The organism is Streptomyces sp. NBC_01433 (genome assembly GCF_026340105.1).
Classification (GTDB): domain Bacteria; phylum Actinomycetota; class Actinomycetes; order Streptomycetales; family Streptomycetaceae; genus Streptomyces.
In genome coordinates, this window is sequence record NZ_JAPEPM010000001.1 from 3,674,358 (window position 1) to 3,686,980 (window position 12,623).

10 protein-coding genes are annotated in these 12,623 nt (G+C 71.1%); 6 read left to right on the plus strand and 4 right to left on the minus strand.

Annotation, left to right across the window (positions count from 1 at the left end; genetic code table 11):
• Positions 1-137 precede the first annotated feature (137 nt).
• Positions 138-1,538, plus strand: a complete 1,401-nt coding sequence (locus OG413_RS16620; RefSeq protein WP_266806364.1) for an Nramp family divalent metal transporter — start codon at positions 138-140, stop codon at positions 1,536-1,538.
• A gap of 78 nt (positions 1,539-1,616) precedes the next feature.
• On the opposite strand, the gene OG413_RS16625 is transcribed toward OG413_RS16620, so the two are convergent.
• Positions 1,617-3,332 (minus strand): tetratricopeptide repeat protein, encoded by a 1,716-nt coding sequence (locus OG413_RS16625; RefSeq protein ID WP_266806365.1) that lies wholly within the window; start codon positions 3,330-3,332, stop codon positions 1,617-1,619.
• Between the two features lie 97 nt (positions 3,333-3,429).
• Between OG413_RS16625 and OG413_RS16630 the strand changes: the two genes are divergently transcribed.
• Positions 3,430-4,797, plus strand: coding sequence for an FAD-binding oxidoreductase (locus OG413_RS16630; protein ID WP_266806367.1), 1,368 nt, complete (start codon positions 3,430-3,432; stop codon positions 4,795-4,797).
• 86 nt (positions 4,798-4,883) lie between these two features.
• Here OG413_RS16630 and OG413_RS16635 read toward each other — a convergent pair whose 3' ends face one another.
• A complete protein-coding gene (locus tag OG413_RS16635; RefSeq protein WP_266806369.1) occupies positions 4,884-5,366 on the minus strand; it encodes an SsgA family sporulation/cell division regulator in 483 nt (160 codons plus the stop codon).
• A gap of 248 nt (positions 5,367-5,614) precedes the next feature.
• Between OG413_RS16635 and OG413_RS16640 the strand changes: the two genes are divergently transcribed.
• Together OG413_RS16640 and OG413_RS16645 are read left to right on the plus strand one after the other, a co-directional pair.
• Entirely contained in the window at positions 5,615-7,381 is a 1,767-nt protein-coding gene (locus OG413_RS16640; RefSeq protein WP_266806371.1) for an RDD family protein, read from the plus strand.
• A gap of 170 nt (positions 7,382-7,551) precedes the next feature.
• On the plus strand, positions 7,552-8,217 hold the full coding sequence (locus tag OG413_RS16645) for an RDD family protein (protein WP_266806373.1): 666 nt from the start codon (positions 7,552-7,554) through the stop codon (positions 8,215-8,217).
• A 65-nt stretch (positions 8,218-8,282) separates the two neighbouring features.
• On the opposite strand, the gene OG413_RS16650 is transcribed toward OG413_RS16645, so the two are convergent.
• Positions 8,283-8,597 carry a hypothetical protein gene (locus OG413_RS16650; protein ID WP_266806375.1) on the minus strand — a complete coding sequence of 105 codons (315 nt, stop codon included), beginning with the start codon at positions 8,595-8,597 and terminating at the stop codon, positions 8,283-8,285.
• 393 nt (positions 8,598-8,990) lie between these two features.
• Between OG413_RS16650 and OG413_RS16655 the strand changes: the two genes are divergently transcribed.
• Together OG413_RS16655 and OG413_RS16660 are read left to right on the plus strand one after the other, a co-directional pair.
• On the plus strand, positions 8,991-11,390 hold the full coding sequence (locus OG413_RS16655; RefSeq protein ID WP_266806377.1) for an immune inhibitor A domain-containing protein: 2,400 nt from the start codon (positions 8,991-8,993) through the stop codon (positions 11,388-11,390).
• A 124-nt stretch (positions 11,391-11,514) separates the two neighbouring features.
• Entirely contained in the window at positions 11,515-11,859 is a 345-nt protein-coding gene (locus tag OG413_RS16660; protein ID WP_266806378.1) for a hypothetical protein, read from the plus strand.
• 25 nt (positions 11,860-11,884) lie between these two features.
• On the opposite strand, the gene OG413_RS16665 is transcribed toward OG413_RS16660, so the two are convergent.
• Entirely contained in the window at positions 11,885-12,481 is a 597-nt protein-coding gene (locus OG413_RS16665; protein WP_266806379.1) for an isochorismatase family protein, read from the minus strand.
• Positions 12,482-12,623 lie beyond the last annotated feature (142 nt).

Here is a 12,623-nt window from a genome sequence, read left to right on the forward strand (position 1 = left end):
GCAGGGCCGCGGTACGAGGGCGGGGCATCCGGAGGACCGGGTGCCCCGCCCTTCGCGTCCGGCCCCCTTGCGTAACACTCGCGCTCCCGCTTTGGTGAGTTGGATCACATCCGGGGACGAGCGGGAGGACGTCGGCGATGGCAGAAGCGACCGACAGCGGCATCGGCAGCGGTACCGAGAGCAGTGTCGATACCGATACCGGCAGGGGCACCGACACCGACACCGATACCGGCAGCGGTAACGAGACTCTCCAGGCCCGGCCGCGCAAGTCGAGTTGGACGTACATCGGTCCCGGCATCGTCGTCGCGGCGACCGGGGTCGGAGCCGGTGACCTCGTCGCGACGCTGATCGCGGGCAGCAAGTTCGGCTACACCCTGATGTGGGCGGCCGTCATCGGCTGCGTCGTCAAGATCTCCCTGGCCGAGGCGGCCGGCCGCTGGCATCTCGCCACCGGGCGGACCCTCTTCGACGGGTGGCGAAGCCTCGGCCCGTGGACCACCGTCTACTTCGCGGTCTACGTCGTCATCTGGGGCTTCATCTACGGCGCGACGGCCATGTCGTCGTCCGCCCTGCCCATCGTCGCGCTGTTCCCGGACGGTCCGAACCTCAAGACGTGGGCGATCATCACGGGCCTGATCGGTCTGGTCTTCGTCTGGTTCAACCGGTACGCCGTCTTCGAGAAGGTCATGACCGTCCTCGTCGGCGTGATGTTCGTGGTGGTCGTGTACGTCGCGGCGCGCGTCGGCCCCGACGTCGGCGCGTCCTTCGCGGGGCTGGCACCCGTGCTCCCGGACGGCTCGCTCCTCTACACCCTGGGGCTGATCGGCGGCGTCGGCGGCACGATCACCATGGCGGCGTACGGCTACTGGGTGAACGCCAAGGGCTGGACCAACTCCTCCTGGATGAAGGTGATGCGCCTCGACAACCGGGTCGCCTACATCACCACCGGGATCTTCGTCGTGGCGATGCTGGTCGTCGGCGCGGAGCTGCTGCACTCCTCCCAGCTCGCGCTCACCAAGGGGGACCGCGGTCTGATCGACCTCGGCGTGATCCTTGAGGACCGCTACGGCGCGACGACCGCCAGGCTCTTCCTGATCGGCTTCTTCGCCACGTCCTTCTCCTCCCTCATCGGCGTCTGGAACGGCGTGAGCCTGATGTTCGCCGACTTCGTCGACCGCTTCCGGCGCGACCGCGCGGGAGCCGCGGACGGCGCGAGCGAGGCGGTGGGGACGGTGGTGGAGGAGGTGGCGGCCGGGACGAAGGAGCGCTCCCTCCCCTTCCGGGCGTATCTGCTGTGGCTGACGTTCCCGCCGATGACGCTGCTCTGGCTGGACGAGCCGTTCGGACTGGTCGTGGTGTACGGAGTGCTCGGCGCGTTCTTCATGCCGTTCCTGGCGCTCACGCTGGTGTGGCTGCTCAACTCCTCGCGTACGCCGAGGGAATGGCGCAACGGCCTCCTCAGCAACGTGATGCTCGTGGCGGCCGGCCTGTTGTTCGTCGTGCTGTGCGTGCAGCAGCTGCGGGAGATTCCCTGGTAGGGCGCCGCGCGTAGCACCCGTGGCGCCGTCGACCGCACCCGCACCGGCCGGTGCGCGGCGGTGCGGGTGGTGCGCCGGTCACCCCGCCGCGGACGGGTTCGCCGGTGACGCGGGCGGCGGCCCCGCCGCGCCCGGCCGCTGCGGCTCGGGGCTGCCCCGCCTCGCCTTCGACGGGGCGGGGGACGGGGCCGCCGTCTTCGACGGGGCGGCCTTCGTCGGCTCGGGCTCGGGCCGCGACTGCGACTGCGGCTCGGCCATCGGCTTCGGTTCGGGCCGCATGTCCTTCGGGCCGCCCGACGCGGGTTCGCCCAGGGCCGCCAGCGCCTCCTCGGCGCGGGGCACGGCCAGCGGGGAGAAGGCCGGGTTGGTGCGCAGGGCCTCCTCCAGATGACGGCGGGCCGAACCGTACTTGGCCAGCTCCCGTTCGATCGTGCCCAGGTGGTACGCGTACGAGGCGTTGCGGATGCCCGTGTCGACGGCCCGCCGCGCGTACTCCAGCCCCTCCTGCGAACTGCCCGCCCGGTGCAGCGCCCAGCCCAGCGCGTCCGCCACCGCCGCGCTGCGGTGCTGCCGGGACCACTCCGCCCGCAACAGCTCCACCGCCGCGTCCGCGTCACCGTGGTCACTCTCGTAACGCGCCCGGAGCAGGGACTCGTTGACCCCGGCGTCCTTCGCCCGCGACAGCAGCGTGCGCAGCTTCGCGTACTGGGTACGGGCGTCGCCGTCCAGGCCCAACGACTCGTACAGCTCGCCCAGTTCGAGGACGTACTCCGGGCTGGGGAGCTTCTGCGCCACCGCCTGGTACGCGGCCAGCGCCTCGTCCGTGCGGCCCAGGGCCGTCAGGGCGCGGGCCCGGCCCGCCAGGGAGACATGGTGGCCGCCGTCGGTGTGCAGCGCCGCGTCGTACTGCGCCACCGCCTCCTCCGGTTCGCCGCGCTCCCACGCCAGGTCGCCGAGGCGGTGCAGGGCCGTCGCCTTCTCGGCGGGGGCGGTGGCCCGGTCCGACGCCTCCCGGGCGGTGGCCAGGGCGTCCTCGCGCCAGCCCTGGGCGCGGTACATGTCGGCCGTCCGGGCCAGCGCCGGAACGCCCTTGCGCAGCTGCCCGAACTTCTCCGTCGCCCTGCCCGCGGCCTTGTAGTCGCCCAGGCCGTTGTACGCGTCGATCAGGACCGGGTACGTGCTCCATGACTTCGGCTCGCGCGCCCGTACCGTCTCGCCCCACCGCTTCGCCGCGACGAAGTCGTGCCGCGCGTTGGCGAGCGCGGCCAGGCCCACCCAGGCGTCCCCGTTGCCGAGTTCACCGGGCTGGGCCTCCAGCGACCGCTTCAGGGCCTCCTCGGCCCGCGCGTAGTACGCCGCGTCCGCGGACCGCCGCCCCCACTCCACGTACGCCGTACCGAGCAGCGCCCACGACGGTGCGTCGGCCGGATGCTCGCCCACCCACTTCTGCCGGTCCCCGATCAGCGCGGTCAGGTCGGAGAGCGAGGCCGGGGAGCCCTCGGTCGCCGCCGCACGGGCCCGCTCGACCGGCCCCGGCACCTTCGGGCCCCTGTCCCGGTCGCCGTCCGGAACGGCCACCACCGCACCGGCGACCAGTACGGCCGCGGCCACCGTGCCGAGCACGGCCCTGCGCAGCGTCGTACGGAGCGTGGGAGGCGGCGGCGGGACCGCGGTCGCGCCTTCGGGATCCGTGGAGTGGGGAGGGACATCCCTCGCGCCTTCGGGCTTCGGCGGGTAAGGGGACGGCTCGGGCGGCTGGCGGGGCTCCGGGTCCTGCTGCGGCGTGACATCCATGGCGATCACTCTGCGTCAGTACGAAGAGCACACCGCTCCTTGGGAACGCCGTCGCAGACGGGTTCACACCATTGGCCCCGGGTGCCAGTCTTGGATCATGAGCGATCTCCTCGGACAACTGCGCGCGGGCCTGCCCGCCGAGGCACTGATCACCGACCCGGACGTCACCGCCTCCTACGCCCACGACATGGCGAGCTTCTGCGACGCGGGTGCCCCGGCCGTCGTCGTGCTGCCGCGCACGGTCGAGCAGGTCCAGCACGTCATGCGCACCGCCACCGCGCTGCGTGTCCCGGTCGTCCCGCAGGGCGCCCGTACCGGCCTGTCCGGCGCGGCCAACGCCTCCGAGGGCTGCATCGTGCTCTCCCTGGTGAAGATGGACCGGATCCTGGAGATCAGCCCGGTCGACCGGATCGCCGTCGTCGAGCCGGGTGTCATCAACGCCGTCCTGACGCGCGCGGTGAACGAGCACGGCCTCCACTACCCGCCGGACCCCTCCAGCTGGGAGATGTGCACCATCGGCGGCAACATCGGCACCGCGTCCGGCGGCCTGTGCTGCGTGAAGTACGGGGTCACCGCCGAATACGTCCTCGGTCTCGATGTCGTCCTCGCCGACGGGCGGCTCCTGACCACCGGCCGCCGCACGGCCAAGGGAGTCGCCGGATACGACCTCACCCGTCTCCTCGTCGGCTCCGAGGGCAGCCTGGGGATCGTCGTCAAGGCCGTCCTCGCGCTGAAGCCGAAGCCTCCGCGGCAGCTCGTCCTCGCCGCCGAATTCCCCTCCGCGGCCGCCGCCTGCGACGCGGTCTGCCGGATCATGGAGCGCGGACACACTCCGTCACTCCTCGAACTGATGGACCGTACGACCGTCCGCGCGGTCAACGCGATGGCCGACATGGGCCTCCCCGAATCCACCGAAGCGTTGCTCCTCTGTGCCTTCGACACGCCCGACCCGGCATCCGACCTGGCCGCCGTCGGTGACCTGTGCACGGCCGCGGGCGCCACCGAGGTGGTCCCCGCCGATGACGCCGCCGAGTCCGAACTCCTGCTCCGGGCCCGCAGGATGGCGCTCACCGCGCTGGAGGCCGTCAAATCCGCCACGATGATCGACGACGTGTGCGTACCGCGCTCGAAGCTCGGCGCGATGCTGGCGGGCACCGCCGCCATCGCCGAGAAGTTCGACCTCACCATCGGCGTCTGCGCCCACGCGGGCGACGGCAACACCCATCCCACCGTCTGCTTCGACCACCTGGACCCCGACGAGTCCCGCCGGGCCCGCGCGTCCTTCGACGAGATCATGGCGCTCGGCCTCGAACTGGGCGGCACCATCACCGGCGAACACGGCGTCGGCGTCCTGAAGAAGGAGTGGCTCGCCCGGGAACTGGGCGAGACCGGCGTGGAGCTCCAGCGCGGCATCAAGGCGGCGTTCGACCCGCTCGGCCTCCTCAACCCCGGCAAGCTCTTCTGAAACCCCGGCGAACTCCTCTGAAACCCACGCGAACTCTTCTGGAACCCCGGCAGAATCGTCCGGGCGCGGCGCGCGAGGCGCGCCCCTCACACCTCACCGTCCTGCGACGGGGACTCGTCCGAGGGCCACGGGTCGCTCAGCCACAGGTCGTCGGCCGGCAGCGGCGCCAGCAGCTCGGCGAGCGCGTCGTCGATGCCGAGCCGCTCGCTCTCCGTCCCCGGCGGCACCACCCGCAGCGTCCGCTCCACCCACGCGGCCACGGCGGCGGACGGCACCTCCAGCAGGGCGTTGCCGTCGGGCGAGGTCAGGGCGACGAAGATGACGTTACGGTCGTCGATCTTGGTCGGCCAGATGCGTACGTCCCCGTGCCCGCACGGCCGGAACACCCCCTCCACCAGCAGCTCCCGGGCGAAGGTCCAGTTCACGGGGGAGTCGGAGCCGATGTGGAAGGCGATGTGCACGGCGTACGGGTCATCCGCGCGGTACACCAGCCGGGCGGGTACGGGGATGGAGCGCTCGGGCGACAGGACCAGCTTCAGTTCCAGCTCGCGTTCCACGACGTTCAGCATGTCGGTGCACGACCTTCCGGTGCTCGTGGACCGGTCCCATGACCGGCCCGCACAAGGAGAGAGCGCCCTCCTCGCCATCCATTACGCGACTTTTCAAAAAAACTTCGGACGGCGTGGAAAGTGGTCCCAAACGGCGGGACCGGCCCGTGGACACGTGGGTGTCTGATAGATGTGGACCCTTGTATTGAGGCCGTCCGCATCCCTGTGCCGGACGGTCTGAGGCCTCGAAGAGATACGGGACCACGGTGATGAGCGCCCCAACCCCGGCACCCGGTGACGACAGCCCCCACGAGGGCTACTACCCCGACCCCTCCATCCCCGGATATGTCCGGTACTGGAACGGCGCGTCCTGGGTTCCCGGTACGAGTCGGCCCGCGCCCCAGCAGGGCGGGACCGCATCCGTGCCGCGGCCCTCGGGCGAGGTGGCCGCCCCGCGGCCGGCCACCGCGTCCGCCGCCCCGGTGGAGGAGACCGGCCCGATCTTCTTCGACGAGGTCGACGAGGAGAGTGAGCCGGGCGGATCCGGCGGATCCGGCGGATCCGGCGGACCGGGCGAGCAGGGGCAGGGCGGCGGCGGCCGTCCGGAGCCGGAACCCGCTTCCGTCTGGCAGGCCGACACCTCACGGCAGACCGGCTTCGGCGGCGAGCGCGACCGGCGCGTCTCCTGGGGCGGCCCGGAAGCGGTGTCCGGGCAGCCGGACGCTCCGGCTCCGGCCACGTCCGCTGCGGCTCCGGTCCCGGCCTCAGCTCCGGCTCCGGCCCCGGCTCCGGCTCCGGCTCCGGTGGACCCGCGCACGCCCGGCGCACCGGACCCGACGCGCGGTGCCCTTCCGGCGACGCGGGAGAGCGGTGACACCGGTGGCCGTCGCGGTGACGGGGACCGTCCGCCGACCGACGGTACGGTGACGATCCGCGCCGTGGGGCCGGGCGGTGAAGCCCGCACGCCGCGTCCGCGCGACGCGGGACCGGCGCCCGCCGACGGCACGCTGACGATCCGTGCGCTCACCCCGGGCCCCACGCCGCAGGGGCCGCAGGCGTCACAGGCACCGCAGACCCCGCGTCCGCCCCGGATCCCGCTGACCCCGCAGGCGCCGCACGCCCCGCGGCCCGCCCAGCCCCAACCCCAGGTACACGCCCCGGCGCCGACACCCGCGTTGCCGTCCGCGCAGGTGCCTGCCGCGACCCAGGGCCCGGTCCGGGTGCCCGGACTGAACCCCGTGCCCGTGCCCGTGCCCGTATCCCCGGCGCCCTGGGCGCGGCAGTCACACCAACTGGCCCAGCCCGAACAGCAGCAACAGCAGCAACAGCAACAGCAACAGCAACAGCAGCCGCAGCAACAACAGCAACACCAGGCGCAGCAGCAGCCGCAGCTCCCGCCACAGCATCAGCACCCGCCGCAGCAGGCCCACCAGCAGATGCCGGTCCAGCAGATGCCGACCCAGCAGCAGGGTCCCGTCGGGGCCGATCAGCCCGTCGTGCCCTGGAAGCCCCCGGTCGACGACCCCTTCCAGCAGCTCGCCAGGGCACAGACGTCGGCCAGGCCCGCCGGGCTCGGCAAGCGGTTCGCCGCCCGGCTGCTCGACACCCTCGTGCTCGGCGCGGTCGTCGGTGCCGTGAGCTTTCCGCTGGTCACCCGGGCGTTGGACCACATCGACGAGAAGATCACCGCGGCGAAGCAGTCCGGCGAGACGGTCACGGTCTGGCTCGTGGACGGCACCACCGCCGGGCTGTTCGGGGCCGTGCTCGGCGCGTTCCTGGTGCTCGGGTTCGTCCTGGAGGCGCTGCCCACCGCCAAGTGGGGCCGTACGCTCGGCAAGAAGCTCCTCGGCCTCGACGTGCGTGACATCGAGTCCCACGACTCACCCACGATGGGAGCGGCCCTGCGCCGCTGGCTGGTCTACGGGGTGCTGGGCATCCTCGTCATCGGCGTGGTCAACGTGCTGTGGTGCCTGATCGACCGCCCCTGGCGCCAGTGCTGGCACGACAAGGCGGCCCGCACCTTCGTGGCGGGCTGAGCGGGCTGAACTGTCCGCCCCGGACCGGGCGACCCGGACCGGGCGAACCGGACCGGCCGAACCGAACGCGCCGAACCGAACGGTCGCCCTTAGGCTCGTGGGCCGACGCCCCGTCCCCCGAACGCACCTGAGCCGTTGCGGGCGCCGGTGGGCCGGGGTGCACTGCCCCCATGAGCAACGACCAGCCGACGCCCGGCCAGCCGCCCGAGGACGACGATCCGTTCCTCAAGAAGCCGCAGGAGCCCCCGCCGCCGTCAGCGGGTTCGCCGTACGGCAGCGCCCCTCCGCCGCCCCCGCCACCGCCGTACGACCCGGGAGGCTACGGCGGCGGCTTCGGCGGGGTGGATCCGCTGGCCGGGATGCCGCCGCTCGCCCAGCCGGGCAAGCGGATCGTGGCGCGGCTGATCGACTTCCTCATCATCTCGATCCCGCTGTATCTGATCTCGCTGCCCTGGGGCGGCGCGATCGACGTCACGTCGGACAACGGCGACGACGGATTCGGCGACGCGGTCAGCAACTCGTACAGCGGGCATCAGCTGGTGTGGTCGCTGATCGCGCTGGTGGTCTACGTCGCGTACGACACGTACTTCACCCATAAGGACGGCCGGACCCTCGGCAAACGTCTGCTCAAGCTGCGCGTCGCGATGCTCAACGACGGGCGGGTGCCGGACATCAACTCGGCGCTGATGCGGGCCGTGGTGCTGTGGCTCCCGGCGCTGCTGTGCTGCCCGTGTCTGTGGTGGCTGATCAACATCGTGCTGATGTTCACCGACAAGCCCTACCGGCAGGGGCTCCAGGACAAGGCGGCGAAGACCGTGGTCGTCAGTGTCCCGTGACGCGGCCCGGCCGCGGATACGGGCCGTCGGCGGTCGGCAGCGGGTGGCCGGCGCCCGGCGGTGGTTCAGCGGCGCAGCGAGTGCTGCCCCGCGCTCTCGGAGGAGTGGGCCGCGGGAATCCCCGCGCCGATCCCGTCCAGGGCCTGTCGCGTACGGGCGGCGGTGGCGCGCGCTTCTGCCGTCCGGGCCCCGCGCACCGTTTTCCCGCGCTGCGGGGCGGGTACGGTCACCGCCACCAGCAGACCGAGCGCGAGCGCGGCGGCGCAGATGACGGCCACGCCGACGCCCGTGTCCGTCCGGGACAGCAGCAGCGTGGCGAGGGTCGTGAAGACGACGGTGACCGAACCGTAGACGAGCTGTGCGGCAGTCGGACGCGGCATGGCGGTATCCGTCCTAGGGACATCGGATGGGGCGGTCGCTCAATCGGAATCGCCCGGCACGGTCGCACGGTCGTCCGGTCAAGCGACTCTACGACGGTGGATGCCCGAGCCGGGCCGGTAGTAAGCACGGCCTAACCCGCGGCGTCGGTGCACAGGGGGCGCACGGAGTCACGCGCCCCGCCAACCGGACGGGTCGGCGCGCCCGTTGCCGTTGTGGATCGTCCGGATACCGGAAAGGTGCTCCTGCATAGTGCACTTGGTCTGTTCAAGTCAAGGTCTGTCTTTTCTCTCGTAACTCCGATCAAATGTCGTCACTTGTGACGCGTTGAACGCGCGCGGCCCTTCTTCACCCCCCTTGGCCGCGGTCGCGGACGCCGGGGAGGACTGCATCAAGTGACCACTAAGAGACGGGCGCTTCGCGCCACCGCTGTTGTCGTGGCCATGGCCGCGACGGCCGCGACCGCGTCGGCCTTCGCCACGGCCCAGGCAGATGACAAGACGTCAGGCTCGGGCGCATCCATCGTCGACCGCCGCGATCCGGGGTCGGCGAAGGGGCAGGAGCACAACCTGGAAGGCCCCTTCAGCGAGAAGCAGGACGCCCAGCGTCAGGCCGCGCTGGAGCAGGTCCTCTCCGGCGACAAGAAGGTGTCGACCCGCGGCGGCTCCAAGGTCGTCAAGCTCGGCAAGAACAAGTACGTCGAGCTCGGCCGCGAGAAGACCGACAAGATCTTCACCATCCTGGTGGAGTTCGGCGACAAGGTCGACAACACGACCATGGTCGACCCGGACGGTGACGGCCCCAAGCCGCCCGTCCCGAAGTACGGCGGCACGCCCGGCCCGGCGCACAACAAGATAGCCAAGCCGGACCCGGCGAAGGACAACAGCACCGCCTGGAAGGCCGACTACAACCAGAAGCACTTCCAGGAGCTCTACTTCGGTGAGGGCAAGGGCGTCAACTCGCTCAAGACCTACTACGAGAAGACGTCCTCCGGGCGCTACTCGGTCGACGGCGAGGTCTCGGACTGGGTGAAGGTCCCGTACAACGAGGCCCGTTACGGCTCCAACTACTGCGGTGCGAGCAACTGCGCCAACGTCTGGGACACCGTGCGCGACGGCGTCAACGCCTGGGTCGCCGACCAGAAGGCCAAGGGCCGCACCCTGGAGCAGATCAAGGCCGACCTGGCGGAGTACGACCAGTGGGACCGTTACGACTTCGACGGTGACGGCAACTTCAACGAGCCCGACGGCTACATCGACCACTTCCAGCTGGTCCACGCCGGTGAGGACGAGTCCGCGGGCGGCGGCGCCGAGGGCACCAACGCCATCTGGGCGCACCGCTGGTACGCGTACGGCACCAACGCCGGGGCCACGGGCCCGACGGGCAACAAGGCCGGTGGCGCCGAGATCGGCGACACGGGCATCTGGGTCGGTGACTACACCGCGCAGCCCGAGAACGGCGGCCTGGGCGTCTTCGCCCACGAGTACGCCCACGACCTCGGTCTGCCGGACCTCTACGACACCACCAACAACGGCGAGAACTCGGTCGGCTTCTGGTCCCTGATGTCGGCGGGCTCCTGGCTCGGCACCGGCACCGGCGAGATCGGCAACCTGCCGGGCGACATGACCTCGTGGGACAAGCTCCAGCTGGGCTGGCTCGACTACGACAAGGCCAAGGCCGGTACGAAGTCGACCCACAAGCTGGGCGTCTCGGAGTACAACACCAAGAACAAGCAGGCGCTCGTCGTCGAGCTGCCCGAGAAGGCCGTCACCACGACTGTCACCAAGCCCGCCGAGGGCTCGAAGCAGTGGTGGAGCGACATGGGTGACAACCTGGCGAACACCCTGACCCGCTCGGTCGACCTGACCGGCAAGTCCGCCGCGTCGCTGGACCTTTCGGGCTGGTACGACATCGAGGCCGACTACGACTACCTCTACACCGAGGTGTCGGACAACGGCGGCACCAGCTGGACCGCGCTCGACGGCACGGCCGACGGCAAGGCGCTCCCGCGCGACGCCAGCGACAAGCCGGCCCTGACCGGTGTCTCGGGCGCCATCAAGAAGCTCTCCTTCCCGCTGAACGCCTACGCGGGCAAGAAGATCGACCTCCGCTTCCGCTACCAGACGGACGGCGGCGCGGGCGGCAAGGGCTTCACGGCCGACGCCATCACGGTCACCGCCGACGGTGCCGCGCTGTTCACGGACAACGCCGAGGCCGACGACAACGGCTGGACCGCCAAGGGCTTCTCGCGGATCGGTGAGTCGTTCACCAACGACTACCCGCAGTACTACATCGCCGAGAACCGCCAGTACGTGTCGTTCGACAAGACCCTCAAGGTCGGCCCGTACAACTTCGGCTTCTCGAAGTCCCGTCCGGACTGGGTGGAGCACTACGCCTACCAGAACGGTCTGATGGTGTGGCTCTGGGACACCTCCCAGAAGGACAACAACACCTCCGTCCACCCGGGCCAGGGTCTGATCCTGCCGATCGACTCGCACGCCAAGCCGCTGAAGTGGAAGGACGGCACGGTCCTGCGCAACAAGATCCAGCCGTTCGACGCGCCGTTCAGCTGGTGGCCGAACCAGGGCTTCACGCTGCACAACGCCGACGTGCCGCTGCGGATCAAGCCGTCGCTGGGCGTCCCGGTCTTCGACGACCGCAAGGGGACGTACTGGTACGAGGAGAACCCGACGGGCAGCGTCAAGGTTTCTGACACCAACACCCGGATCTCGATCGTCAGCGAGCCGCTCAGCGGCTCCACGATGACCGTCAAGGTTGGTCCGTCGACCAAGTAATCCGGTATCACCGCAGGTCAAAGCATGATCGGCCGTCGCCCTCTAGCGGGCGGCGGCCGTTCGTGTTTAGGTGCGTCTTGTTCATATCCTTATTGACACGACGTCTCATGGGGGAGCGCGGAGCATGGCCGGCGGAGGTTTTTGCAGATTGCCCAACGGCACGGTGGTGGTGGCACTCACCCTCACCCGTCCGGCGGACGGAGCCGGGCCCGGAGCCCCGGTACGGGTGCTCGTGCACGCCGCCAACCGGGCGCGCGCCCTGACCCGGCTGCGCAACCTGGGGCTGCGCGCGGTCTATCTCCGGGGCAATGCCCAGCCGCCCACGCCGGACGAGATCACGGCGGTACTGCACCACCCGGACGGCCTGCTGTGGCGGGCGGCGCCCCAGACCGGCCAGGAGCTCTGGCACCCCATACGGGCCCTGCTGGGCCCCGCCGGATACGCGGGCCCGGCCCGCCCGGCCGCGTAGCCCAGCCCGCGCGCGTGGCCCCGCCCTACGGGGTACCGGCGACGACCGGCTTGCCGGAGAGCTTCACGCCCGCGGTACGGAGCTCCTCCAGCGCCCGCTCCGTGGTCGCCCCGGCGACCCCGGCGGTCAGCTCCAGGAGTACGTGCGTGGTGAAGCCCTCGCGGGCGGCGTCCAGGGCGGTGGCCCGGACGCAGTGGTCGGTCGCGATGCCGACCACGTCGACCTCGGTGACGGAGCGGTCGCGCAGCCACTGGGTGAGGCCGACCCCGTTCTCGTCGAGCCCCTCGAAGCCGCTGTACGCCGCGGCGTACGCCCCCTTGTCGAAGACGGCGTCGATGGCGCCCGAGGCGACGGCGGGGGCGAAGTTGGGGTGGAAGCCCACCCCCTCCGTACCGGCTACGCAGTGCACCGGCCAGGAGTGCTCGAAGTCGGGCTGCGAGGAGAAGTGGTCACCCGGGTCGACATGGTGGTCACGGGTGGCCACCACATGGCGGTAGCCGGCCTGGGCCTCGCCGATCAGGTCGGTGATGGCGGCGGCGACATCGGCGCCGCCCGCCACCGCGAGGCTGCCGCCCTCGCAGAAGTCGTTCTGAACGTCCACGACGATCAAGGCGCGGTGCATGGCGGGTGTCCTTAGGTGGGGGAGAGGCGGCGCTTCGGCGGTGAGCGTACGGGGTTCACGGGGATGTCATGGAGCGGGACGCCACCGAGCGTAGAGACTTGGCCCGCACAATCAAGCCCACCCGGCGATCGCGGGCATTGCC

Bases quoted from the DNA above. Each gene is read 5' to 3' on its own strand.
- OG413_RS16620 (WP_266806364.1), top strand. From the start codon at position 138: ATGGCAGAAGCGACCGACAGCGGCATCGGCAGCGGTACCGAGAGCAGT.
- OG413_RS16625 (WP_266806365.1), bottom strand. From the start codon at position 3,332: ATGGATGTCACGCCGCAGCAGGACCCGGAGCCCCGCCAGCCGCCCGAG.
- OG413_RS16630 (WP_266806367.1), top strand. From the start codon at position 3,430: ATGAGCGATCTCCTCGGACAACTGCGCGCGGGCCTGCCCGCCGAGGCA.
- OG413_RS16635 (WP_266806369.1), bottom strand. From the start codon at position 5,366: ATGCTGAACGTCGTGGAACGCGAGCTGGAACTGAAGCTGGTCCTGTCG.
- OG413_RS16640 (WP_266806371.1), top strand. From the start codon at position 5,615: ATGAGCGCCCCAACCCCGGCACCCGGTGACGACAGCCCCCACGAGGGC.
- OG413_RS16645 (WP_266806373.1), top strand. From the start codon at position 7,552: ATGAGCAACGACCAGCCGACGCCCGGCCAGCCGCCCGAGGACGACGAT.
- OG413_RS16650 (WP_266806375.1), bottom strand. From the start codon at position 8,597: ATGCCGCGTCCGACTGCCGCACAGCTCGTCTACGGTTCGGTCACCGTC.
- OG413_RS16660 (WP_266806378.1), top strand. From the start codon at position 11,515: ATGGCCGGCGGAGGTTTTTGCAGATTGCCCAACGGCACGGTGGTGGTG.
- OG413_RS16665 (WP_266806379.1), bottom strand. From the start codon at position 12,481: ATGCACCGCGCCTTGATCGTCGTGGACGTTCAGAACGACTTCTGCGAG.